This window comes from Salmonella sp. SAL04202 (assembly GCF_046550775.1).
Classification (GTDB): domain Bacteria; phylum Pseudomonadota; class Gammaproteobacteria; order Enterobacterales; family Enterobacteriaceae; genus Salmonella; species Salmonella enterica.
On record NZ_JBGDXK010000002.1, the window covers coordinates 606,183 to 629,708 of the forward strand.

27 protein-coding genes are annotated in these 23,526 nt (G+C 53.7%); 11 read left to right on the forward strand and 16 right to left on the reverse strand.

The features are described 5' to 3' along the window. Positions 1–83 precede the first annotated feature (83 nt). The 4 genes from glmM to rlmE form a co-directional block, all read right to left on the reverse strand. The gene (glmM, locus tag ACLJQJ_RS13230; RefSeq protein WP_000071169.1) at positions 84–1,421 is read right to left on the reverse strand and encodes a phosphoglucosamine mutase; all 1,338 of its coding nucleotides are present in this window, start codon (positions 1,419–1,421) and stop codon (positions 84–86) included. Further along, the gene (folP, locus tag ACLJQJ_RS13235; RefSeq protein ID WP_063809192.1) at positions 1,414–2,262 is read right to left on the reverse strand and encodes a dihydropteroate synthase; all 849 of its coding nucleotides are present in this window, start codon (positions 2,260–2,262) and stop codon (positions 1,414–1,416) included. The genes glmM and folP overlap by 8 nt, the downstream gene beginning before the upstream one ends. A 103-nt stretch (positions 2,263–2,365) precedes the next feature. Further along, the gene (gene ftsH, locus ACLJQJ_RS13240; protein WP_001107481.1) at positions 2,366–4,300 is read right to left on the reverse strand and encodes an ATP-dependent zinc metalloprotease FtsH; all 1,935 of its coding nucleotides are present in this window, start codon (positions 4,298–4,300) and stop codon (positions 2,366–2,368) included. Between the two features lie 103 nt (positions 4,301–4,403). Beyond that, complete coding sequence (gene rlmE / locus ACLJQJ_RS13245) at positions 4,404–5,030, reverse strand: 23S rRNA (uridine(2552)-2'-O)-methyltransferase RlmE (protein WP_000145974.1); 627 nt, start codon at positions 5,028–5,030, stop codon at positions 4,404–4,406. 126 nt (positions 5,031–5,156) lie between these two features. Here rlmE and yhbY point away from each other — a divergent pair, with 126 nt between their 5' ends. Further along, positions 5,157–5,450 (forward strand): ribosome assembly RNA-binding protein YhbY, encoded by a 294-nt coding sequence (gene yhbY, locus ACLJQJ_RS13250; RefSeq protein ID WP_001592995.1) that lies wholly within the window; start codon positions 5,157–5,159, stop codon positions 5,448–5,450. Between the two features lie 155 nt (positions 5,451–5,605). Here the strand turns inward: yhbY and greA are convergent, their stop codons facing one another. Then, positions 5,606–6,082 carry a transcription elongation factor GreA gene (gene greA / locus ACLJQJ_RS13255; RefSeq protein ID WP_001148008.1) on the reverse strand — a complete coding sequence of 159 codons (477 nt, stop codon included), beginning with the start codon at positions 6,080–6,082 and terminating at the stop codon, positions 5,606–5,608. 247 nt (positions 6,083–6,329) lie between these two features. Between greA and dacB the strand changes: the two genes are divergently transcribed. After that, positions 6,330–7,763, forward strand: coding sequence for a serine-type D-Ala-D-Ala carboxypeptidase (dacB, locus tag ACLJQJ_RS13260; RefSeq protein ID WP_052932758.1), 1,434 nt, complete (start codon positions 6,330–6,332; stop codon positions 7,761–7,763). 130 nt (positions 7,764–7,893) lie between these two features. Here dacB and cgtA read toward each other — a convergent pair whose 3' ends face one another. The 4 genes from cgtA to rplU all read right to left on the reverse strand — a co-directional run bounded on the left by cgtA (position 7,894) and on the right by rplU (position 10,765). Continuing rightward, on the reverse strand, positions 7,894–9,066 hold the full coding sequence (gene cgtA / locus ACLJQJ_RS13265) for an Obg family GTPase CgtA (protein ID WP_000673556.1): 1,173 nt from the start codon (positions 9,064–9,066) through the stop codon (positions 7,894–7,896). 15 nt (positions 9,067–9,081) lie between these two features. Beyond that, complete coding sequence (locus ACLJQJ_RS13270) at positions 9,082–10,047, reverse strand: DMT family transporter (protein WP_000813052.1); 966 nt, start codon at positions 10,045–10,047, stop codon at positions 9,082–9,084. Between the two features lie 129 nt (positions 10,048–10,176). Further along, positions 10,177–10,434, reverse strand: coding sequence for a 50S ribosomal protein L27 (gene rpmA, locus ACLJQJ_RS13275; RefSeq protein WP_000940593.1), 258 nt, complete (start codon positions 10,432–10,434; stop codon positions 10,177–10,179). A 19-nt stretch (positions 10,435–10,453) separates the two neighbouring features. After that, positions 10,454–10,765, reverse strand: a complete 312-nt coding sequence (gene rplU / locus ACLJQJ_RS13280; protein WP_000271396.1) for a 50S ribosomal protein L21 — start codon at positions 10,763–10,765, stop codon at positions 10,454–10,456. A 257-nt stretch (positions 10,766–11,022) separates the two neighbouring features. On the opposite strand from rplU, the gene ispB reads away from it, so the two are divergent. Continuing rightward, positions 11,023–11,994 carry an octaprenyl diphosphate synthase gene (gene ispB, locus ACLJQJ_RS13285; RefSeq protein ID WP_001047354.1) on the forward strand — a complete coding sequence of 324 codons (972 nt, stop codon included), beginning with the start codon at positions 11,023–11,025 and terminating at the stop codon, positions 11,992–11,994. A 231-nt stretch (positions 11,995–12,225) separates the two neighbouring features. Next, positions 12,226–12,513 carry a DNA-binding transcriptional regulator SfsB gene (sfsB, locus tag ACLJQJ_RS13290; protein ID WP_000444168.1) on the forward strand — a complete coding sequence of 96 codons (288 nt, stop codon included), beginning with the start codon at positions 12,226–12,228 and terminating at the stop codon, positions 12,511–12,513. A 57-nt stretch (positions 12,514–12,570) separates the two neighbouring features. On the opposite strand, the gene murA is transcribed toward sfsB, so the two are convergent. The 7 genes from murA to mlaF form a co-directional block, all read right to left on the reverse strand. Beyond that, a complete protein-coding gene (murA, locus tag ACLJQJ_RS13295) occupies positions 12,571–13,830 on the reverse strand; it encodes a UDP-N-acetylglucosamine 1-carboxyvinyltransferase (RefSeq protein ID WP_000357286.1) in 1,260 nt (419 codons plus the stop codon). Between the two features lie 53 nt (positions 13,831–13,883). Further along, positions 13,884–14,138, reverse strand: a complete 255-nt coding sequence (ibaG, locus tag ACLJQJ_RS13300; RefSeq protein ID WP_001518349.1) for a BolA family iron metabolism protein IbaG — start codon at positions 14,136–14,138, stop codon at positions 13,884–13,886. A gap of 187 nt (positions 14,139–14,325) precedes the next feature. After that, positions 14,326–14,622, reverse strand: a complete 297-nt coding sequence (gene mlaB, locus ACLJQJ_RS13305) for a lipid asymmetry maintenance protein MlaB (RefSeq protein ID WP_000188843.1) — start codon at positions 14,620–14,622, stop codon at positions 14,326–14,328. Next, positions 14,622–15,257 (reverse strand): phospholipid-binding protein MlaC, encoded by a 636-nt coding sequence (gene mlaC / locus ACLJQJ_RS13310; protein WP_000476476.1) that lies wholly within the window; start codon positions 15,255–15,257, stop codon positions 14,622–14,624. Before mlaC ends, mlaB begins: the two co-directional genes overlap by 1 nt. Before the next feature lie 18 nt (positions 15,258–15,275). After that, positions 15,276–15,827 (reverse strand): outer membrane lipid asymmetry maintenance protein MlaD, encoded by a 552-nt coding sequence (mlaD, locus tag ACLJQJ_RS13315; RefSeq protein WP_001193591.1) that lies wholly within the window; start codon positions 15,825–15,827, stop codon positions 15,276–15,278. Positions 15,828–15,831: 4 nt separating this feature from the next. Next, complete coding sequence (gene mlaE, locus ACLJQJ_RS13320; RefSeq protein WP_000925786.1) at positions 15,832–16,614, reverse strand: lipid asymmetry maintenance ABC transporter permease subunit MlaE; 783 nt, start codon at positions 16,612–16,614, stop codon at positions 15,832–15,834. A gap of 7 nt (positions 16,615–16,621) precedes the next feature. Continuing rightward, positions 16,622–17,434: a phospholipid ABC transporter ATP-binding protein MlaF gene (mlaF, locus tag ACLJQJ_RS13325; RefSeq protein ID WP_000531566.1), complete on the reverse strand. Its 813-nt coding sequence runs from the start codon at positions 17,432–17,434 to the stop codon at positions 16,622–16,624. A gap of 212 nt (positions 17,435–17,646) precedes the next feature. On the opposite strand from mlaF, the gene ACLJQJ_RS13330 reads away from it, so the two are divergent. Genes ACLJQJ_RS13330 through rpoN form a run of 7 tightly spaced genes read left to right on the forward strand, consistent with a single transcriptional unit; the run spans position 17,647 to position 23,519 of the window. Next, complete coding sequence (locus ACLJQJ_RS13330) at positions 17,647–18,624, forward strand: calcium/sodium antiporter (RefSeq protein WP_000922736.1); 978 nt, start codon at positions 17,647–17,649, stop codon at positions 18,622–18,624. A gap of 13 nt (positions 18,625–18,637) precedes the next feature. Beyond that, positions 18,638–19,624, forward strand: a complete 987-nt coding sequence (gene kdsD, locus ACLJQJ_RS13335; RefSeq protein WP_000018612.1) for an arabinose-5-phosphate isomerase KdsD — start codon at positions 18,638–18,640, stop codon at positions 19,622–19,624. 20 nt (positions 19,625–19,644) lie between these two features. Next, positions 19,645–20,211, forward strand: coding sequence for a 3-deoxy-manno-octulosonate-8-phosphatase KdsC (gene kdsC, locus ACLJQJ_RS13340; RefSeq protein ID WP_063809193.1), 567 nt, complete (start codon positions 19,645–19,647; stop codon positions 20,209–20,211). Then, the gene (gene lptC, locus ACLJQJ_RS13345; RefSeq protein WP_000047845.1) at positions 20,208–20,783 is read left to right on the forward strand and encodes an LPS export ABC transporter periplasmic protein LptC; all 576 of its coding nucleotides are present in this window, start codon (positions 20,208–20,210) and stop codon (positions 20,781–20,783) included. Before kdsC ends, lptC begins: the two co-directional genes overlap by 4 nt. Further along, entirely contained in the window at positions 20,752–21,306 is a 555-nt protein-coding gene (gene lptA, locus ACLJQJ_RS13350; protein ID WP_000669770.1) for a lipopolysaccharide ABC transporter substrate-binding protein LptA, read from the forward strand. Before lptC ends, lptA begins: the two co-directional genes overlap by 32 nt. A gap of 6 nt (positions 21,307–21,312) precedes the next feature. After that, positions 21,313–22,038, forward strand: coding sequence for an LPS export ABC transporter ATP-binding protein (gene lptB / locus ACLJQJ_RS13355; protein WP_000224104.1), 726 nt, complete (start codon positions 21,313–21,315; stop codon positions 22,036–22,038). Between the two features lie 47 nt (positions 22,039–22,085). Beyond that, a complete protein-coding gene (gene rpoN, locus ACLJQJ_RS13360; RefSeq protein ID WP_000809020.1) occupies positions 22,086–23,519 on the forward strand; it encodes an RNA polymerase factor sigma-54 in 1,434 nt (477 codons plus the stop codon). The last annotated feature ends 7 nt before the right edge of the window (positions 23,520–23,526 follow it).

Below are 23,526 nucleotides of genomic sequence, written 5' to 3' on the forward strand. Positions count from 1 at the left end.
TCAACTGCGGAAAAAAACAGCAAAAGCGTTGTTTTTTGCGGGCCGTAAGGCGGCAACCGCCGCCTTTTTAGTCACTTAAACGCTTAAACGGCTTTTACCGCATCCGCGATACGATGGGCGAATGCCGTAACCTGCGCTTCATCCTCGCCTTCCACCATCACGCGAATCAGCGGTTCGGTACCGGATTTACGTAGCAGTACCCGCCCACGATTGCCGAGTGTGGCTTCTACGTCTGCCGTTACCGCTTTCACCGCTTCATTTTCCAGCGGATCGCCGCTACCGGCGGTGTAACGCACGTTAACCAGAATCTGCGGGAACATTTTCATACCGCTGCACAGATCGTGCAGACTCATATGATTACGCACCATCGCCGCCAGAACTTGTAGCCCCGCTACAATACCGTCGCCAGTGGTCGTTTTATCCAACAGAATAACGTGACCAGAGTTTTCCGCGCCGATGCGCCAGCCTTTTTCCTGCAATTTTTCCAGCACGTAGCGGTCGCCCACTTTCGCCCGGGCAAACGGAATGCCAAGCTGCTTGAGCGCCAGCTCCAGCCCCATATTGCTCATCAGCGTCCCCACCGCGCCGCCGCGCAGTTGCCCCTGGCGCAGCCCTTCGCGCGCGATGATATACATGATCTGATCGCCATCGACTTTATTGCCTTCATGGTCAACCATGATGACCCGGTCGCCGTCGCCGTCAAGCGCGATGCCGAGGTCCGCCTTCTCCGCCAACACGCGCGCCTGCAACGCGCGCACGTCGGTCGCGCCCACTTCTTCGTTAATGTTGACGCCGTTTGGCTCACAGCCAATAGCGATAACGGTCGCGCCCAGCTCGCGCAGCACATTCGGCGCGATATGGTAGGTAGCGCCGTTGGCGCAATCCACAACCACTTTCAGGCCGTTGAGGCTCAGTTCGTTCGGGAAGGTGCCTTTACAGAACTCAATATAGCGTCCGGCGGCATCGACGATGCGGCTCGCTTTCCCCAGCTCGGCGGAGTCTACGCAGGTGATCTCTTTTTCCATTTCGGCTTCGATGGCTTCTTCCACATCGTCAGGCAGTTTCGTACCGTCGATAGAGAAGAATTTAATGCCGTTATCATAGAACGGGTTATGCGAAGCCGAGATAACGATACCCGCCTCCGCGCGGAAAGTCCGCGTCAGATAGGCGACGGCTGGCGTTGGCATAGGTCCGGTAAACGAGGCCGACAGCCCCGCAGCGGCAAGGCCCGCCTCCAGCGCGGACTCCAGCATATAGCCGGAAATACGCGTATCTTTACCGATAATGATTTTACGCGAGCCATGACGCGCCAGCACTTTTCCGGCAGCCCAACCCAGTTTAAGCACGAAATCAGGTGTAATGGGGGCATTGCCTACACGTCCGCGAATCCCATCGGTACCGAAATATTTACGATTACTCATAGCGTTTGTTTCCCTTTGCAGACAGAGTGGCTTCCACCACCCGCATTGCCTCTACGGTTTCTTTGACGTCATGGACGCGAATGATCTGCGCGCCCTGCATCGCGGCAATTACCGCGCACGCAAGGCTACCGTTCAGACGGTCTGATGGTCCCACGTTAAGTAACTGACCAACCATCGTTTTACGTGACATGCCCACCAGCAGCGGCAGGTTAAAATGATGAAACTCACCCAGTCGCGCCAGTAAGGTATAATTGTGAGAGAGATTTTTACCGAAACCGAATCCTGGGTCGAGCAACAATTTCTCTTTTGCGATGCCGGCCTTCTCACAACGTGCTATTTGCTCAATAAAGTAGCGATTCACCTCGGCAAAGACATCGTCATATTTCGGCGCCTCCTGCATGGTTTTGGGGTTGCCCTGCATGTGCATAAGACTGACCGGCAAGCCGGTTTCCGCTGCCGCTTCCAACGCGCCGGGCTCGGAGAGCGAACGGACATCATTGATAATATGCGCGCCCGCCCTTGCCGCTTCACGGATCACCTCGGGTTTAGAGGTATCCACAGAAATCCACACTTCAAAACGTTGCGCGATTGCTTCCAGTACCGGAATAACGCGATCCAGCTCTTCTTCCACGCTCACTTCTGCCGCGCCTGGTCGCGTTGATTCCCCCCCCACATCAATAATTGTCGCCCCGGCATTCACCATTAAATTCGCATGTTTCACCGCCTCAATCAGCGTGTTATGCGCACCGCCGTCTGAGAACGAATCCGGCGTTACGTTCAGGATACCCATAACATGCGGATGAGTGAGATCGAGCGTGGTGCCCTGAGCGAAGAGTTTCATGGTCAAAATCCCTGTTTTATTTATGGTGAGTTAAAAAAGAAAAACCCCGGGGCAAGCCCCAGGGTTTCGGTGAGCGCTAAACATAATGTTGTACAACAAACGCTTATTTGTCGCCCAGCTGCTCTGACATCGTGTTGCCCGGGTTCGGCGTGCGTGGTTCATCAACCGGACGCGGCGCCTGAGGCGTACCATTGCTGTCAGAGTTATTGGTGCCGTTTGGATCTTCCCAGCCCGCAGGCGGACGCACTTCACGACGCGCCATCAGGTCATCAATCTGCGGCGCATCGATGGTTTCATATTTCATCAGCGCATCTTTCATCGCGTGCAGAATATCCATATTGTCAGTCAGGATCTGACGAGCGCGATTGTAGTTACGTTCAATCAGCGCTTTCACTTCCTGGTCGATGATACGCGCAGTTTCATCAGACATATGTTTCGCTTTTGCGACGCTACGGCCGAGGAACACTTCGCCCTCTTCTTCCGCGTACAGCAACGGACCGAGTTTCTCCGAGAAGCCCCACTGGGTGACCATGTTACGCGCCAGGTTAGTCGCGACTTTAATGTCGTTCGACGCGCCGGTAGAAACATGCTCAACGCCGTAGATAATCTCTTCCGCCAGACGGCCACCGTACAGCGTGCTGATTTGGCTTTCCAGCTTCTGACGGCTGGCGCTGATCGCGTCGCCTTCAGGCAGGAAGAAGGTCACGCCCAGCGCACGACCGCGCGGGATAATCGTCACTTTGTGCACCGGATCGTGTTCCGGCACCAGGCGACCGATAATCGCGTGGCCCGCTTCGTGGTACGCGGTCGACTCTTTCTGCGCTTCCGTCATCACCATGGAGCGACGTTCGGCGCCCATCATGATTTTGTCTTTCGCTTTCTCGAACTCAACCATCGACACAACGCGCTTGTTACCACGAGCCGCAAACAGCGCCGCTTCGTTCACCAGGTTCGCGAGGTCAGCACCGGAGAAGCCCGGCGTACCGCGCGCAATGATCGCCGCATCAATATCCGTCGCTAACGGTACGCGACGCATATGCACCTTCAGAATCTGCTCACGACCGCGAACATCCGGCAGACCGACCACAACCTGACGGTCGAAACGGCCTGGACGCAGCAACGCCGGGTCAAGGACGTCCGGACGGTTGGTTGCCGCGATAACGATAATACCTTCGTTACCTTCGAAGCCGTCCATCTCAACCAGCATCTGGTTCAACGTCTGCTCACGTTCATCGTGACCGCCGCCAAGACCTGCGCCACGCTGGCGGCCTACGGCGTCGATTTCATCGATGAAGATAATGCACGGCGCCGCTTTCTTGGCCTGTTCGAACATGTCACGCACTCGAGACGCGCCGACACCGACGAACATTTCCACAAAGTCAGAACCGGAAATCGTAAAGAATGGCACCTTCGCTTCACCCGCAATGGCTTTTGCCAGCAGGGTTTTACCGGTACCCGGCGGGCCGACCATCAGGACGCCTTTCGGAATTTTACCGCCCAGCTTCTGGAAACGGCTCGGTTCACGCAGGTATTCAACCAGTTCCGCCACTTCTTCTTTTGCTTCGTCACAACCCGCAACGTCAGCAAACGTGGTTTTGATCTGATCTTCCGTCAGCATACGCGCCTTGCTCTTACCGAACGACATGGCGCCTTTGCCACCGCCGCCCTGCATCTGACGCATGAAGAAGATCCAGACGCCGATCAGCAACAGCATCGGGAACCAGGAAATGAAGATAGAAGCCAGCAGGCTTGGCTCTTCAGGTGGTTCGCCAACAACCTTGACGTTTTTAGTCAGCAGGTTATCAAGCAGCTTCGGATCATTAATCGGAATGTAAGTCGTGTAACGGTTACTATCTTTCTTGGTAACGTTGATCTCACGTCCGTTGATACGCGCTTCGCGAACCTGGTCCTGATTGACCTCTTGCAGGAAGGTAGAGTAATCCACCTTACGGCCATTAGACTCGCTGGGCCCAAAGCTCTGGAATACTGACATCAGCACAACGGCAATGACCAGCCAGAGTATTAGGTTTTTCGCCATGTCACTCAAGGGATTAACCTCTTATTACAACTGTGTTAAAAACAGCGTCAGGATACTCTATATCCAGTTTCTTTCAAACCTTACGTCTGAAATCTGCCGGTTATCACTTTCGCCCGGTCGCTACAATGTACACTTCACGCGAACGCGCACGCGAAGAGTCCGGCTTACGAACTTTAACCTTCGTAAACAGGGAGCGAATTTCCCTTAGATACTCATCGAAACCTTCGCCCTGGAACACCTTCACTACAAAACTTCCGCCTGGCGCCAGCACATCGCGGCACATCTCTAACGCCAGCTCCACCAGATACATGGCGCGGGGGATATCCACCGCCGGTGTTCCGCTCATGTTTGGTGCCATATCCGACATGACAACTTGTACTTTACTGTCACCCACGCGTTCCAGTAACGCTTTCATGACAAGTTCATCACGAAAATCGCCCTGAAGAAAGTCCACACCAACGATAGGATCCATAGGTAAAAGATCACAAGCGATGATGCGGCCTTTGCCGCCAATCTGCGTGACCACATACTGTGACCAGCCTCCTGGCGCAGCGCCGAGATCGACTACCGTCATTCCCGGCTTAAAAAGTTTGTCACTTTGCTGTATTTCATCAAGTTTAAACCAGGCACGGGAGCGTAGCCCCTTTTTCTGCGCCTGTTGAACATATTTATCGCTAAAGTGTTCCTGAAGCCAGCGGCTTGAGCTGGCAGAACGCTTTTTACCTGTCATTTAACTTTCCCGTCGGGGCAGTTCATCGTAGCCAATGGCGTAAATTTCTACACGCCTATTTGGCGATATAAGGGAGATGGCGGTAGAATGACCCGTTTTCAATCCCAACGTAAGCAAAAATATACGATGAATCTGAGTACTAAACAAAAACAGCACCTAAAAGGTCTGGCACATCCGCTCAAGCCTGTTGTTATGCTTGGCAATAATGGTTTGACCGAAGGGGTACTGGCCGAGATTGAACAAGCGTTAGAGCACCATGAACTTATCAAGGTGAAAATCGCCTCGGAAGATCGCGAAACAAAAACCTTGATCGTGGACGCTATCGTGCGCGAAACCGGCGCCTGTAACGTACAGGTCATCGGTAAAACGCTGGTGCTGTATCGCCCAACTAAAGAGCGTAAAATCTCGCTGCCGCGTTAAGGATATCCTAAAGTCGAACACAAAATCTGTGTAAAACGAGGGGTTTTCCACGAGCAGGAAAGCAAAATGCCACGCTCTCTCCGTTGATAAAAGGCCGCTATGCGGCCTTTTTCCTTTCTTTACAATACACCAACAATTTGCGTATTGAGTACTACTTAAAGGTATTCCACTTTAAGCACTTCGTATTCCACATCGCCGCCAGGCGTTTTAATCACCACGACGTCATCCTGCTCTTTGCCGATCAGGCCGCGAGCGATTGGCGAGTTTACCGAAATGAGATTTTGCTTAAAATCCGCCTCATCATCGCCAACAATACGATAGGTCTGCTCTTCGTCGGTGTCCAGGTTCAGCACCGTGACGGTAGCGCCGAAAATCACGCGACCATTGTTCGGCATTTTGGTAACGTCAATCACCTGCGCATTCGACAGTTTTGCTTCGATATCTTTAATGCGCCCTTCGCAGAAACCCTGCTGTTCGCGTGCAGCATGATACTCCGCGTTTTCTTTTAAATCGCCATGTTCGCGCGCTTCGGCGATAGCGGCGATGATTTCAGGACGGCGCACAGATTTCAGAAAATCCAGCTCTTCGCGCAGTTTTTCGGCTCCGCGTAAGGTCATCGGAATAGCTTGCATTTGTTATACCTCTTGAACATTCCTGTAGGGGGCAATGAACTCTACCCCGGCTGCTAAGCCAGCCCCGGCATATGCCATACCAGGGTCAGAAGCAAAAAAACACCAACCCGGGCGCGCAGTCCCAGGTCAGCTACAATTTCCTCTTTGATAACCATTTTACCCTGGAGTTCCCTATGGGTCATCGTTTACTTTTTAGGGCGTTGCGCCGTAGTATGACGGCTTGTTTCCAGGGTGTTAGCGCGAGATTATGCGATTTTCCAGATTTATCATCGGATTGACCACCAGTATAGCGTTCAGCGTTCAGGCCGCGAATATTGACGAATACATCAAACAGCTTCCGGCCGGCGCCAACCTCGCGCTGATGGTGCAAAAGATTGGCGCGCCCGCGCCGGCTATTGATTATCATAGTCAGCAGATGGCGCTTCCCGCCAGTACCCAAAAAGTGATTACCGCGCTGGCGGCGCTGATTCAACTCGGCCCGGATTTCCGTTTTACGACCACGCTGGAGACTAAAGGCAACGTCGATAACGGTATCCTGAAAGGTGACTTAATTGCGCGCTTCGGTGGCGATCCAACGCTAAAACGTCAGGATATTCGCAATATGGTCGCGACGCTGAAAAAGTCAGGCGTCACGCAAATCGACGGCAATGTGCTTATCGACACGTCGATTTTCGCCAGCCACGATAAAGCGCCAGGCTGGCCGTGGAACGACCTGACGCAGTGTTTCAGCGCGCCTCCCGCCGCCGCCATTGTTGACCGCAACTGTTTTTCTGTGTCGCTTTATAGCGCGCAAAAACCAAACGATTTAGCCTTTATTCGCGTGGCCTCTTATTATCCGGTAACGATGTTCAGCCAGGTACGGACTCTGCCGCGCGGTTCGGCAGACGCGCAGTATTGCGAGCTGGATGTTGTGCCTGGCGATTTGAACCGTTATACGCTTACCGGCTGTTTACCACAGCGCGCCGACCCGCTGCCGCTGGCCTTTGCTATTCAGGACGGCGCCAGCTACGCGGGCGCGATCCTCAAGCAGGAACTGAAAGAGGCCGGGATAACTTACCGCGGCACGCTGCTGCGCCAGACGCAGGTTAACGAGCCCGGAACGATCGTCGCCAGTAAACAGTCGGCGCCACTGCACGATCTGCTTAAGATTATGCTGAAAAAGTCAGACAACATGATCGCCGATACTGTTTTTCGGATGATTGGTCATGTCAGGTTTAACGTGCCTGGCACCTGGCGGGCGGGATCGGATGCCGTTCGCCAGATCCTGCGCCAACAGGCGGGAATTGATATCGGCAATACCATTATTGCCGACGGTTCCGGTCTTTCTCGCCATAATCTGATCGCTCCCGCCACGATGATGCAGGTGCTGCAATATATCGCCCAACACGATAATGAGCTTAACTTTATCTCTATGCTGCCGCTGGCGGGCTATGATGGTTCATTACAATACCGCGCCGGGCTGCATCAGGCGGGCGTAGACGGTAAGGTTTCAGCGAAAACCGGGTCACTGCAGGGCGTGTATAATCTGGCGGGCTTTATTACCACCGCAAGCGGGCAACGGATGGCATTTGTACAGTATTTGTCCGGCTACGCGGTTCCACCTGCCGATCAGCGTAATCGACGTATTCCGCTGGTACGCTTCGAGAGTCGATTGTACAAGGATATTTATCAGAATAACTGAGTGCATTATTGCCGGATGGCGGCGCTAACGCGTCTTATCCGGCCTACAACGAACATAATAAAACGGGCCGCAAATGCGGCCCGTTGGCTTTTATAGGCCGGATAAGCGTAAGCGCCATCCGGCTACGAGATTAACGTTTGTAGATGAACTCGACGCCTTCTTCGTCGTCTTCATCCCAGTCGTCATCCCAGTCATCGTCTGCGTCTTCTTCCACTTCAGCCAGCTGCTGGCGATGATAATCGTCCCACATGAACTCGACTTTTTCCGGCTGTTTTGCTTCTTCAGCCTGCGCGATCGGATTCTCGATGATAAAGGTCATCACATCCCAGCAGAGATCTTTCACCCCTAGCTGACTGGCAGCGGAAATCAGATAGTATTTCCCTTCCCAGCCCAACGCTTCGGCGATCGCTTTCGCTTTCTCTTCCGCTTCGGTTTTATCCATCAGATCGATCTTGTTGAACACTAACCAGCGCGGTTTAGCCGCCAGATCCTGGCTGTATTTTTCCAGTTCGCCAATAATGATACGGGCGTTTTCCACCGGATCGGAACCGTCGATCGGATCGATATCAATGAGGTGCAGCAGTACGCGGCAACGTTCGAGGTGCTTCAGGAAGCGAATCCCCAGGCCCGCGCCTTCCGCCGCGCCTTCGATCAACCCCGGAATGTCGGCCACCACAAAACTCTTTTCGCTGTCCATACGTACCACGCCCAGGCTCGGCACCAGCGTGGTAAACGGATAGTCCGCGACTTTCGGTTTTGCTGCCGATACCGCGCGAATGAACGTTGATTTACCGGCGTTTGGCATCCCCAGCATCCCGACATCCGCCAGCAGCATCAGTTCCAGCAGCAGGTCGCGCTTATCGCCCGGCGTACCATTGGTTTTCTGGCGCGGCGTACGGTTAACCGAGGATTTAAAACGGGTATTGCCTAACCCATGCCAGCCGCCCTTCGCGACCAACAGACGCTGACCGTGTTTGGTCATGTCGCCCATCGTTTCACCGGTTCCCTGGTCGATAACGCGCGTACCGACCGGCACTTTGATGGTCACGTCTTTACCGCGTTTACCGGTACAGTCGCGGCTCGCGCCATTCTGACCACGTTCAGCGCGGAACGATTTTTCAAAGCGGTAATCGATCAGCGTATTCAGGTTTTCATCGGCTTCCATCCAGACGTCGCCGCCGTCGCCGCCATCACCGCCGTCCGGGCCGCCTTTCGGGATATATTTTTCGCGGCGGAAGCTCACACAGCCATTACCGCCATCGCCTGCAACGACCAGAATCGATGCTTCATCAACAAACTTCATTTTATTCTCCGTAAATCATTCGCCTGAGCGGGGTTGCGAAACCACCGTTTCATGCTTGCGTAAACCGCCCCAAATACGATGACCAATGGCGGAATACATCGCGCCCGCAACCACGACAAACGCACCGAGATAACCTAAAAGGTTTAACATCGGTCTGGCGAAGAAATCGGGCCAGGCCATAGATAAAAGATCTGAAAACAGCAGGGTAAATAGCGGTGTAAGCGTGATTATCGCGCTCACCTGCGCCGCCTGCCAACGCGCCATCGCTTCCGCCAGGGCGCCATATCCTACCAGCGTATTTAGCCCGCAGAAAATCAAACAGGCGAGCTGCCAGTCGCTCAGTTGCGCTATCACCATCGGTTTTGCCAGCGGCAAGAGCGCTATCGTACATAAAGTGTACAGTAAAAACAGGATCTGCTGCGAGGCCAGACGTCGCAATAATACTTTTTGCGCCACGCCATAGCTCACCCACACCATCGCCGCGCCTACGCCAAAAATAACGCCCCAGGTGTAGTCGGTCAGTCGGGTAAAAATCTCGATCAGACTGGTGTTAAAAAACATCACCAGCCCGCTCAATAACATCAGCGCGCCAATCACCTGCGTACCGCGCATCTTTTCTTTCAGAATAAAGACGCTGGCGACCATCATGCCAACCGGCGAGAGCTGGCCGATAACCTGCGACGCGGTTGGGCTTAAATATTGCAGGGAAGAACTGAACAAAATGAAATTACCGAACAGTCCGCAGGTCGCTATCGCCAATAACACCAACCAACGCGGCTTACGAAAAATACGCAGCGGCGGCAGCTTTCTTTTTACTGCCAGTATCGCCCCGAGGCCAATACTGGCCATTAAGAAGCGGTAGAAGACAATAGTTGAAGGCTCCATCACCTCCAGCACTTGCTTCATTGCTATTGGCAACGCTCCCCAGCACATCGCGGTAGTGAGCGCTAAAAGAATGCCAATGCCTGCCTGCTGCTTCATGCCGTGTTCCCTGCAAAGACCCGTTAACGGCATTCGCACAGCCACACGGGTATATTTTAGTCGGCCATCGAATGTAAAAAGCCCCGCAACAGGTGCGGGGCTTTCATCCGTTACCGGACCACAAAAAACTTACTCAGCAACGATGCTGATGTATTTACGGTTTTTCGGGCCTTTAACTTCGAATTTCACTTTACCGTCTGCTTTAGCAAACAGAGTGTGGTCACGACCGCAACCAACGTTGGTGCCAGCGTGGAATTTAGTACCACGTTGACGAACGATGATGCTGCCTGCCAGAACTGCTTCACCGCCAAAGCGTTTTACGCCCAGACGTTTAGCTTCAGAATCGCGACCGTTACGAGTCGAGCCGCCAGCCTTTTTATGTGCCATTTAATCTGCTCCCCTAATCTTAAGCGCTGATGCCGGTAATTTTCACATCAGTGAACCACTGACGATGGCCCTGCTGCTTACGGTAGTGTTTACGGCGACGAAACTTAACGATTTTAACTTTCTCGCCACGACCGTGGGCAACAACTTCAGCTTTGATTACGCCGCCATCAACGAAAGGAACGCCGATTTTGACTTCTTCACCGTTTGCGATCATCAGAACTTCAGCGAACTCGATAGTTTCGCCAGTTGCGATGTCCAGCTTTTCCAGGCGAACGGTCTGACCTTCGCTTACTCGGTGTTGTTTACCACCACTTTGGAAAACCGCGTACATAAAAAACTCCGCTTCCGCGCACACCTTTCAATGATTCAGAGCGCGCTATAAATATTCACAATAGGGCGCGAATATTACGCAAATTGCACGGCTTTGACAAGTGCTACCATCAATACATGAAGAAAAAAAACACAACGCATACGGTAACGTTTATCTGCGGCGTTTTTTCAGTACAATCAGGGTATATTTCTAACCATAAACCCTACGTTACCTCATTCAGACATGGGATAATCGGGGCGATAAGCCCGGCTTTTGCGATGAATTTAGAAAAAATCAACGAGTTAACCGCGCAAGATATGGCGGGTGTCAATGCGACAATCCTTGAACAGCTTAATTCCGACGTTCAACTGATTAATCAGCTAGGATATTACATTATTAGCGGCGGCGGAAAACGCATTCGTCCGATGATTGCCGTTCTTGCCGCGCGCGCGGTGGGTTATCAGGGTAACGCGCACGTGACTATCGCCGCTCTGATCGAGTTTATCCACACGGCGACGCTGCTACATGATGATGTGGTGGATGAATCCGATATGCGTCGCGGCAAAGCGACGGCAAATGCCGCCTTCGGTAATGCCGCCAGCGTGTTGGTCGGCGACTTTATCTATACCCGCGCCTTCCAGATGATGACCAGCCTCGGCTCGTTAAAAGTGCTGGAAGTGATGTCGGAAGCGGTCAACGTGATTGCAGAAGGCGAAGTGCTGCAATTGATGAACGTGAATGACCCGGACATTACCGAAGAAAATTACATGCGGGTGATTTACAGTAAAACGGCCCGTCTGTTCGAAGCTGCCGCCCAGTGCTCCGGTATTCTTGCCGGTTGTACGCCTGAGCAAGAGAAAGGGTTGCAGGACTATGGCCGCTACCTTGGTACGGCTTTCCAGCTCATTGACGATCTGCTGGATTACAGTGCCGACGGCGAGCATCTCGGTAAAAATGTGGGTGATGACCTCAATGAGGGCAAACCTACCTTACCGTTGCTTCACGCCATGCGCCACGGTACGCCAGAACAGTCAGCGATGATCCGTACCGCTATTGAACAAGGTAATGGCCGTCATCTTCTGGAACCGGTTCTGGAAGCGATGACCACCTGCGGCTCGCTGGAATGGACGCGTCAGCGAGCGGAAGAAGAAGCCGACAAAGCGATATCCGCGTTGCAGATATTGCCGGATACCCCATGGCGTGAGGCGCTAATCGGTCTCGCACACATCGCGGTGCAGCGCGATCGTTAATGCCGTTCTCTTATCCCGCGTACTGCGCGGGATATCCCATTAAGTTCTAATAAACTCCAGATACCCTATCGCCTGTCTTTCACATACTCGTCCAGGACTTCCCCTGGCATATTCTGAATATTGCCGCCACTTACATGAACTTTTTAGAACATTCCTTCACGAAGCGTTATAGTATCGAACGTCGTCGGGTTGTTAAAACCGTAAGTGATTAACCTAAGGAGTGATGGATGTATGGAAAGCAAGCTTATTGACTGGCATCCGGCCGATATCATTGCCGGACTACGTAAAAAAGGGACTTCAATGGCCGCTGAGTCACGCCGGAATGGATTGAGTTCATCCACGCTGGCCAATGCATTAACGCGCCCGTGGCCGAAAGGAGAGTTGATTATCGCGAAAGCATTGGGAACGGAACCCTGGGTTATTTGGCCATCGCGTTATCACGATCCGCGCACGCATGAGTTTATCGACAGAACGCGGCTTATGAGAGCGCGTAATAAAAACAAACAGAATGTAGAGTAAGTGCCTGTAAAACAACCCCCGCATCGCGTTCGCGGGGGTTATTCAGCGTACAGAAGGTTATTCGCCTTTCACGCGTTCAATATTCGCGCCTAGCGCGCGCAGTTTGTCTTCGATGCGCTCATAACCGCGATCGATGTGATAAATGCGATCCACAATCGTCGTGCCTTCCGCAATACAGCCCGCCAGCACCAGGCTCGCAGATGCCCGCAGATCTGTCGCCATGACCTGGGCGCCAGAGAGCGTTTCTACACCATGGCATATGACGGTATTGCTTTCAATTTCCGCACGCGCGCCCATGCGGCTGAGTTCAGGCACGTGCATAAAACGGTTTTCAAAGACGGTTTCAGTGATAAAGCCCGTCCCTTCCGCCACCAGGTTCAGCAACGTGAACTGCGCCTGCATATCGGTCGGAAATGCCGGGTGCGGCGCGGTACGGACATTGACCGCCTTCGGCCGTTTGCCGTGCATGTCCAGACTAATCCAGTCCTCGCCCACTTCGATATCCGCGCCAGCATCGCGCAGTTTCGCCAGTACTGCGTCCAGAGTGTCCGGTTGCGCGTTACGGCAGATGATTTTGCCGCGAGAGATCGCTGCCGCCACCAGGAAAGTCCCCGTTTCGATACGATCCGGCAGCACACGATAAACGCCGCCGCCCAGACGCTCTACGCCCTCGATCGTAATACGATCGGTGCCCTGCCCGGCGATCTTCGCCCCCAGCGTAACCAGGAAGTTAGCGGTGTCGACAATTTCCGGCTCGCGCGCGGCGTTTTCAATGATGGTCGTCCCTTCCGCCAGCGTGGCGGCACACATAATGGTGACGGTCGCGCCGACGCTGACCTTATCCATCACGATATGCGCCCCTTTAAGACGTCCTTCGACGGAGGCCTTTACGTAGCCCTCTTCCAGCTTGATGGTCGCACCCAGTTGTTCCAGACCGGTAATATGCAGATCAACCGGACGCGCGCCGATAGTACAGCCCCCCGGCAGAGAGACTTGTCCCTGACCAAAACGGGCAACCAGCGGCCCCAGCGCCCATATCGAGGCGCGCATGGTCTTAACCAGATCATAAGGCGCGCAGAACACGTTCACCTGGCTGGCGTCAATATGTACCGATCCATTGCGTTCCACTTTCGCGCCTAATTGGCTCAAGAGCTTCATCGACGTATCCACGTCTTTCAGTTTTGGAACGTTTTGGATCTCTACCGGTTCTTCTGCCAGCAGAGCGGCGAACAGGATCGGCAGCGCGGCGTTTTTGGCGCCGGAAATTGTGACTTCGCCCTGGAGCGTCGTTGGCCCCTGTACACGAAATTTATCCATTATTGTATTCTCAGTTAAGCATTCATCTCCGCTACCGGCAGGTTACCCGTAGCTTAAAATCCGTTAAGTTTACGATCGCGCGCCCATTCCGCCGGGGTATATGCTTTGATCGATACGGCATGGATACGGTTGTCCGCAATGTACTCCATTAGCGGCCCATAGACCGTTTGCTGTTTCTTGACCCGGCTCATGCCGTCAAACATCTCGCCCACGGCAATAACCTGAAAGTGACTGCCATCGCCGGAGACGTGGACTTCCTGGAGGGAGAGGGCATTCATCAGCACACTCTGAATTTCATGATTTTCCATGGGTTCTTTATTCGTCAAATAGTGAAAACAGCCCAACATCTTAGAGCAAAGTCGCGCCGTCTTAAATAAGCAAAAGATTACGCTGATAAATCAGCGCGGTAAAAGTGCCGGATGGTGCTGCTAACGCAACTTATCCGGCCTACGGGGATCATGCGAAGTGTAGGCCGGATAAACCATCCGGCATTCATTACATACGGGGAAGTACGTCTTCGGGCAAGTTATATAATTGCGCCAGCGCGTAAACCTTGTCGTTAACGCCAGACAGCGACACGGCATTGCCCTGCTTTTTTGCCTGGTTCACAAGGTGCGCCAGCAGCGCCAGTCCCCCCGTATCTACCCTGGAGATCTGACTCAGGTCGATACGGGTAACGCCATTCATCGCTTCTACGCGCGCGTCCCATAGCGGCGCCAACACGTCCTGATCCAGCTCTCCCGCCAGCACCAGAGTGTCCGCCTCACGCGTCCAGGTGAGTTGCGGCGTCATTACTGTTTCTCGTCCAAAGTAATTTTCTGTTGAGAGATAGATTTCAGTTGTGCGGTCAGGCCGTCGATGCCTTTAGTACGCAGCAGATCGCTCCACTCATTTTGCTTGGTGGTGATCATGCTGACACCTTCCGCAATCATGTCATACGCCTGCCAGTTGCCGGTCTGGGTGTTTTTGCGCCACTGGAAATCCAGGCGTACCGGCGGACGACCGTTGGGATCGATAATCGTTACACGGATAGGCACAATGGTCGCATCGCCCAGCGGTTGCTCAGGCGCTATCTGGTAAGTCTGACCGTGGTACATCGCCAGCGCCTGACCGTAGGCCTGTTTCAGGTATTCGCGAAACGCGGCAAAATAGGCTTCACGCTGCGCCGGAGTCGCCTCTTTGTAATAGCGGCCCAACACCAGCGCGCCGGCATATTTTACCTGCACGTACGGCAGAAGTTCCTGCTCAACAACGTCGCGTAGGTAATCCGGATTGGCACGAATTTTCGGCTGTTCGTTTTTCAGGCGATCAAAAGTTTTCTGCGCCGCCTCGTTCATCAGTTTATAAGGATTGCTCTGATCCGCTGCCGTTGCTGCGCTTAATGGCGCAATGACCAGCAGGGCCACCATCATCAGTCGTTTAAACATGCCTCAATTCTCCTGAGATTATTTCGTTTCGCCCGCGGGCGTTGTGGCTTCAGTATGACCTTCCGTTGCGGCTGGCGCATCGCCAGAATTCTTATTGTCGTCGCCTTTGCTGTTATAAAGGAACTGGCCAATCATATCTTCCAGCACCATTGCAGACTTGGTGTCCTGAATCGTACTCCCATCTTTGAGGATAGACGTTCCCAGCTCAGGATCTTCAAAACCGACGTTTAATGCCAGATATTGCTCCCCCAGCAGTCCGGAAGTACGAATACTCAACGAGCTGGTATCGGGAATATGGTTATAACGCTCTTCGATGTCGAGCGTTACGCGCGGCAGGTATGTTTTCGGATCAAGCGAGATATCTTCAACCCGCCCGACAACCACCCCGCCGATGCGTACCGGGGAACGCACTTTCAGACCGCCGATGTTATCGAAGGTCGCATAAACCTTATAGGTCGGCTCCGTGCGCATAGAGGTCACATTTGCCGCCTTCAGGCAAACAAACAGCGCCGCCAGCAACGCTACCAGCAAAAAAACGCCTACCCAAATTTCATTTTTTTTCGTTTGCATGAACTCAATTCCCAAACATCAGTGCGGTCAGCACAAAATCCAGCCCCAGAACGGCCAACGATGCGTGAACCACGGTACGCGTCGTTGCCCGGCTAATCCCGGCAGAAGTCGGTATTGCGTCATAACCGTTGAATAACGCAATCCATGTTACCGTAATGGCGAACACCACGCTCTTTATCAGACAGTTCACCAGGTCCATACGCCAGTCGACGGCATTCTGCATCGCGGACCAGAAGAACCCGGCGTCGATTCCCTTCCAGCTTACGCCGACCAGCGAGCCGCCCCAGATACCGACCGCCACAAAGATAATGGTCAGTAGCGGCAATGAAATCACGCCCGCCCAAAAGCGCGGCGAAATCACCCGGCGCAATGGATCGACCGCCATCATCTCCATACTGGAGAGCTGCTCCGTCGCCCGCATCAGGCCGATTTCCGCCGTCAACGCCGACCCGGCCCGCCCGGCAAACAGCAACGCCGCGACCACCGGCCCCAGCTCGCGCAGCAGCGAAAGCGCCACTAACATGCCAAGACTGGTCTCCGCGCTGTAAGTGGTCAGAACCAGATAGCCTTGCAGCCCCAGCACCATACCGATGAATACGCCGGAGACAATAATGATAAGCATCGACAAGACGCCCACATTATAAAGCTGGCGCACCAGCAGCGGCGCATGTTTGCGAAACTCCGGCTTACCGATAATCGCATTGAATAACATTAACCCGGCGCGCCCGAACGTCCTGACGGTTTTGATCCCGCTGTGTCCGAGTGCTGCCAGCGCATTTAACAGCATGAGTGGCTTAACTCCCTGTTTCGAGTAAATCAAGGTGATAGTCGCCCGCCGGATAGCGGAACGGAACCGGCCCGTCGGCAATACCGTCAAGGAACTGACGCACGCGCGGGTCCGTATTCTCCTGCAACGCCTGAGCGCTACCGTGAGCGACGATTTTTTTGTCCGCCATGATCCAGGCGTGATCCGCAATACTGAGCACCTCTGGCACATCATGCGAGACCACCACGCAGGTCACGCCCAGCGCGCTGTTCAATTCTGAAATCAGCTTCACCAGAACGCCCATGGTAATCGGGTCCTGGCCGACAAACGGCTCATCGAACATGATGAGATCCGGTTCCAGAGCAATGGCGCGCGCCAACGCGGCGCGGCGCGCCATCCCACCGGAGAGCTCGGAAGGCATCAGTTTTGCCGCGCCGCGCAGCCCGACAGCTTCCAGTTTCATCATCACGACGCTTTTTAGCAGCGGCGCGGGTAAATTGGTGTGCTCCCGTAGCGGATAGGCCACATTGTCAAACACGTTCATGTCGGTAAACAGCGCTCCCGACTGAAACAGCATACTCATACGTTTGCGGACGGTGTAGAGCCGCGAACGGGACATGGCCGGCACATTCTCGCCATCAAATAAGATCTCGCCCTTATCCGGCGGGATCTGTCCGCCAATCAGGCGCAACAGCGTGGTTTTACCGATGCCCGACGGCCCCATGATCGCCGTGATCTTCCCGCGCGGCACCGTCAGGGAAATATTATCGAAAATGCAGCGTTCGCCACGGGAAAAGCTGACGTCGCGCATATCGACTAAATTGGCCGCAGACTGACCCATTGATTCATCCTTCGTATTGCCTTGTTGAGGTAACCATGGCGCTGAATTTAACCATGGGTTCGACATAATTACAGAATATTAACTGACAGGGTTAGCGAAAGCTGGCATTCGTTTTACTTTTTAGCCGCATAAAGTCAAAATTAGGACTTCGTTACGGCTTCCAGATATCCCTTCCAGGGGACCGGCGAGTATACCTGAAGAAAGGACTTTAGATGCTTTTAGCGATGGCGCTACTCATAATTGGTTTGCTTCTGGTGGCCTACGGCGCCGATCGTCTGGTGTTTGCGGCCTCTATTTTATGCCGTACATTCGGTATTCCCCCGCTGATCATCGGGATGACGGTCGTGAGTATCGGCACCTCGCTGCCGGAAATTATTGTGTCGGCCGCCGCATCGCTACACGGTCAGCTCGATTTGGCCGTCGGCGCGGCGCTCGGTTCTAACATCACCAATATTTTGCTGATCTTAGGGCTGGCGGCGCTGGTTCGTCCATTTACCGTGCATTCCGATGTTCTACGTCGCGAATTGCCATTAATGTTATTTGTTAGCGTGGTAGCCGGTTCCGTACTGCATGACGGACAGTTAAGTCGCAGTGATGGTATCTTTCTCCTGCTTCTGGCTGTGCTATGGCTGTTATTCATTGTTAAAATCGCGCGTCTGGCCGAACGCCAGGGGAATGACAGCCTCACCCGCGAACAACTGGCGGAGCTGCCGCGCGAAGGCGGGCTCCCCGTCGCGTTCTTATGGCTGGGCATTGCGCTGGTCATCATGCCGATGGCGACGCGCATGGTAATCGATAACGCTACGGTGCTGGCGAACTATTTCGCCATGAGTGAATTAACGCTCGGTCTGACAGTCATCGCCGTCGGCACCAGTCTGCCAGAGCTGGCGACGGCGATTGCCGGCGTGCGAAAAGGCGAAAATGATATTGCCGTTGGTAATCTCATTGGCGCCAATATTTTTAATCTCGCTATCGTGCTGGGACTGCCTGCGCTGATCGCGCCGGGGGAGATCAATCCGCTGGCGTTTGGGCGTGATTATAGCGTGATGTTGCTGGTTAGCGTGGTTTTCGCTTTACTTTGCTGGCGGCATCCGCGTCAGATTGGTCGGGGCGCAGGTATACTGCTGACCGGCGGGTTTATCGTATGGCTGGCGATGCTCTATTGGCTATCGCCACTTCTTGTTGGATAACTGGAAACGGATTATGTCGCATTTAGCGTTGCAACCGGGGTTTGACTTTCAGCAGGCAGGCAAAGAGGTCCTGGAAATTGAACGTGAAGGCCTGGCGGAGCTTGATCAATACATCGATCAGAATTTCACCCTGGCCTGTGAAAAAATGTTCAACTGCACCGGAAAAGTGGTGGTCATGGGGATGGGAAAATCCGGTCATATCGGACGGAAAATGGCCGCCACGTTCGCCAGTACCGGCACCTCTTCCTTTTTTGTACATCCGGGCGAAGCCGCGCACGGCGATTTGGGGATGGTTACGCCGCAGGATGTGGTTATCGCTATCTCCAACTCCGGCGAATCCAGCGAGATCGCGGCGCTAATACCGGTACTTAAACGTCTGCACGTGCCGTTAATTTGCATTACCGGGCGACCGGAAAGCAGCATGGCGCGTGCGGCAGATGTGCATCTGTGTGTTAAAGTGCCCAAAGAAGCGTGTCCGTTAGGCCTGGCGCCTACCAGTAGTACCACCGCAACGCTGGTGATGGGCGACGCGCTCGCCGTGGCGTTATTAAAAGCGCGCGGCTTTACCGCCGAGGATTTTGCTCTGTCGCATCCTGGCGGCGCGCTGGGACGTAAGCTACTGCTGCGCGTAAGCGATATTATGCATACTGGCGATGAGATCCCGCATGTTAATAAACATGCCACCCTGCGTGATGCGCTGTTAGAAATTACGCGTAAAAATCTCGGTATGACCGTCATTTGCGATGAATCCATGAAGATCGACGGTATCTTCACCGACGGCGATTTACGTCGCGTGTTCGATATGGGCGGCGATATGCGCCAGTTGGGGATCGCCGAGGTGATGACGCCAGGGGGCATTCGCGTGCGTCCCGGTATTCTCGCCGTCGATGCGCTGAATTTAATGCAGTCCCGCCATATCACCTCCGTACTGGTTGCTGATGGCGACCAGTTACTCGGTGTGTTACATATGCATGATCTCCTGCGTGCAGGCGTCGTGTAGAAACTCAAGGATAATTAACGATGAGTAAAGCAGGTGCGTCGCTTGCGACCTGTTATGGCCCCGTCAGCACCCATGTCATGACCAAAGCGGAGAATATCCGCCTGCTCATCCTGGACGTGGATGGCGTATTGTCTGACGGCCTGATTTATATGGGCAATAACGGCGAAGAGCTGAAGGCTTTCAACGTTCGTGACGGCTATGGTATTCGCTGTGCTTTGACCTCCAATATCGAGGTTGCCATTATTACCGGACGAAAGGCTAAACTTGTAGAAGATCGCTGCGCCACGCTGGGGATTGTCCATCTTTATCAGGGACAGTCGAATAAGCTGCTCGCCTTTAGCGATCTGCTGGAAAAACTGGCCATTGCGCCGGAAAATGTTGCCTATGTCGGCGATGATCTGATTGACTGGCCGGTGATGGAAAAAGTGGGGTTAAGCGTTGCCGTTGCGGATGCGCATCCGCTGCTGATCCCCCGCGCTGACTATGTGACGCACATTGCCGGCGGGCGCGGCGCGGTACGTGAGGTGTGTGATTTGCTGCTGCTGGCGCAGGGCAAGCTGGATGAGGCCAAAGGGCAATCGATATGAGTAAAACCAGACGTTGGGTTATCATTCTACTGTCGCTGGCCATTCTGGTACTGATTGGTATCAATCTGGCGGATAAAGACGATCCTGCTGCCGTGATGGTCAACAGCAACGATCCCACGTATAAAAGCGAGCATACGGATACCGTCGTGTACAGTCCGGAAGGCGCGTTGAGCTATCGTCTGATCGCGCAGCACGTTGAATATTTTTCCGATCAGGCGGTCTCATGGTTTACGCAACCGGTATTAACCACCTTTGATAAGGATAAAGTGCCGACATGGTCGATCAAGGCCGATAAAGCCAAATTGACTAACGATCGGATGCTCTATCTGTATGGCCATGTTGAAGTCAACGCCCTGGTGCCTGACGCTCAATTACGCAGAATTACCACCGATAACGCGCAGATTAATCTGGTGACGCAGGATGTTACCTCGAACGATCTGGTGACGTTATACGGCACAACATTTAACTCCAGCGGACTGAAAATGCGCGGTAACTTACGCAGCAAGAACGCCGAGCTGATTGAAAAGGTTAGAACCTCTTATGAAATTCAAAACAAACAAACTCAGCCTTAATCTTATGCTTGCCGGCTCGCTGCTGGCCGCCAGCATTCCGGCCTTCGCCGTCACGGGCGATACCGAACAGCCTATTCATATTGACTCGGATCAACAGTCGCTGGATATGCAAGGCAACGTCGTGACCTTTACGGGCAACGTGGTAATGACCCAGGGCACGATTAAGATCAACGCCGATAAAGTCGTGGTTACCCGCCCTGGCGGCGAACAGGGGAAAGAGGTGATCGACGGTTACGGCAATCCGGCCACCTTCTACCAGATGCAGGACAACGGTAAGCCGGTGAAAGGCCACGCTTCCCATATGCATTACGAGCTGGCGAAAGATTTTGTGGTGCTGACCGGCAACGCTTATCTGGAGCAGCTTGACAGCAACATTACCGGCGACAAAATCACCTACCTGGTGAAAGAGCAGAAAATGCAGGCCTTCAGCGAGAAAGGCAAACGCGTCACCACCGTTCTGGTGCCGTCGCAGTTGCAAGACAAAAACAAAGGCCAGACTCCGGCGCAAAAGAAGAGTAACTAATTCGTTATGGCAACATTAACTGCAAAGAATCTGGCGAAGGCCTATAAAGGCCGTCGCGTAGTGGAAGATGTCAGTCTGACCGTTAACTCCGGGGAGATTGTCGGGCTGCTCGGTCCAAACGGCGCGGGTAAAACCACCACCTTTTATATGGTCGTCGGTATCGTGCCGCGTGACGCGGGCAATATCATCATCGATGATGAAGATATCAGTCTGCTGCCGCTGCACGCGCGCGCGCGCCGCGGTATCGGCTATTTGCCGCAGGAAGCCTCTATTTTCCGCCGTCTCAGCGTATTTGATAACCTGATGGCGGTACTGCAAATTCGTGACGATTTGACCGCAGAACAGCGAGAAGACCGCGCCAACGAGCTGATGGAAGAGTTTCATATTGAGCATCTGCGCGACAGCATGGGACAGGCGTTGTCCGGTGGTGAACGCCGTCGTGTAGAAATTGCCCGCGCGTTGGCCGCTAATCCCAAATTTATCCTGCTGGATGAACCCTTTGCCGGCGTTGACCCGATTTCCGTTATCGACATCAAACGCATTATCGAGCATCTGCGCGATAGCGGGCTCGGCGTGCTGATCACCGACCATAACGTCCGTGAGACGCTGGCAGTCTGTGAACGTGCCTATATCGTGAGCCAGGGCCACCTTATTGCCCACGGTACGCCGACAGAAATCCTGCAAGACGAACACGTTAAGCGTGTATATCTTGGGGAAGACTTCAGACTCTGATAGGGTAGAGGGCTATGCTGCTCTAGCGGGAGAAAACGACTCTGAATATGAAGCAAGGTTTGCAACTCAGGCTTAGCCAACAACTGGCGATGACGCCTCAGCTACAACAGGCCATCCGTCTGTTGCAGTTGTCTACGCTGGAACTTCAGCAGGAACTCCAGCAAGCGCTGGAAAATAACCCGCTGCTTGAGCAAACCGATCTTCATGACGAAATCGACACTCAGCAACCTCAGGATAACGATCCTCTCGATACCGCCGACGCGCTCGAACAAAAAGAGATGCCGGAAGAGCTGCCGCTTGACGCCAGTTGGGATGAAATTTACACCGCCGGGACGCCGTCCGGCCCCAGCGGCGATTATATCGACGATGAGCTGCCTGTCTATCAGGGCGAAACGACGCAGTCGTTGCAGGATTATCTGATGTGGCAGGTTGAGCTAACGCCCTTCTCGGACACCGATCGCGCTATTGCGACATCCATTGTCGACGCGGTAGATGATACCGGCTATCTCACCGTATCCCTGGACGAAATTCGCGAAAGCATGGGCGATGTAGAGGTGGATCTCGATGAGGTTGAAGCCGTCCTGAAGCGTATTCAGCGTTTTGATCCGGTAGGCGTCGCGGCAAAAGATCTTCGCGACTGTCTGCTGATCCAGCTTTCACAATTCGACAAATCCACGCCGTGGCTGGAAGAGGCGCGGCTTATTATCTGCGATCACCTTGATCTGCTGGCCAACCACGATTTCCGCACGTTGATGCGCGTTACCCGACTGAAAGAAGAGGTGCTGAAAGAGGCGGTAAACCTGATTCAGTCGCTCGATCCCAGACCCGGTCAATCGATCCAGACCGGCGAGCCGGAGTACGTTATCCCGGATGTGCTGGTACGCAAGCATAACGGTCGCTGGACGGTGGAGCTTAATAGCGACAGTATTCCCCGTTTACAGATTAACCAGCACTATGCCGCCATGTGCAATAGCGCGCGCAACGATGCCGACAGCCAGTTCATCCGCAGTAATTTACAGGATGCGAAATGGCTGATAAAAAGCCTTGAAAGCCGCAACGACACGCTGCTGCGCGTCAGTCGCTGCATCGTCGAGCAACAGCAAGCCTTTTTTGAACAGGGCGAAGAATATATGAAACCGATGGTACTGGCGGATATCGCCCAGGCCGTCGAGATGCACGAATCCACTATATCCCGCGTGACCACGCAGAAGTATTTGCACAGCCCGCGCGGTATTTTTGAACTCAAATATTTCTTTTCCAGCCACGTCAATACCGAAGGCGGAGGCGAAGCCTCTTCCACCGCGATTCGCGCGCTGGTGAAGAAGTTAATTGCGGCGGAAAACCCCGCGAAACCACTGAGCGACAGCAAGTTAACCTCTCTGCTGTCAGAACAAGGTATCATGGTGGCGCGCCGCACTGTTGCGAAGTACCGAGAGTCTTTATCCATTCCGCCGTCAAACCAACGCAAACAGCTGGTTTGACCCAACC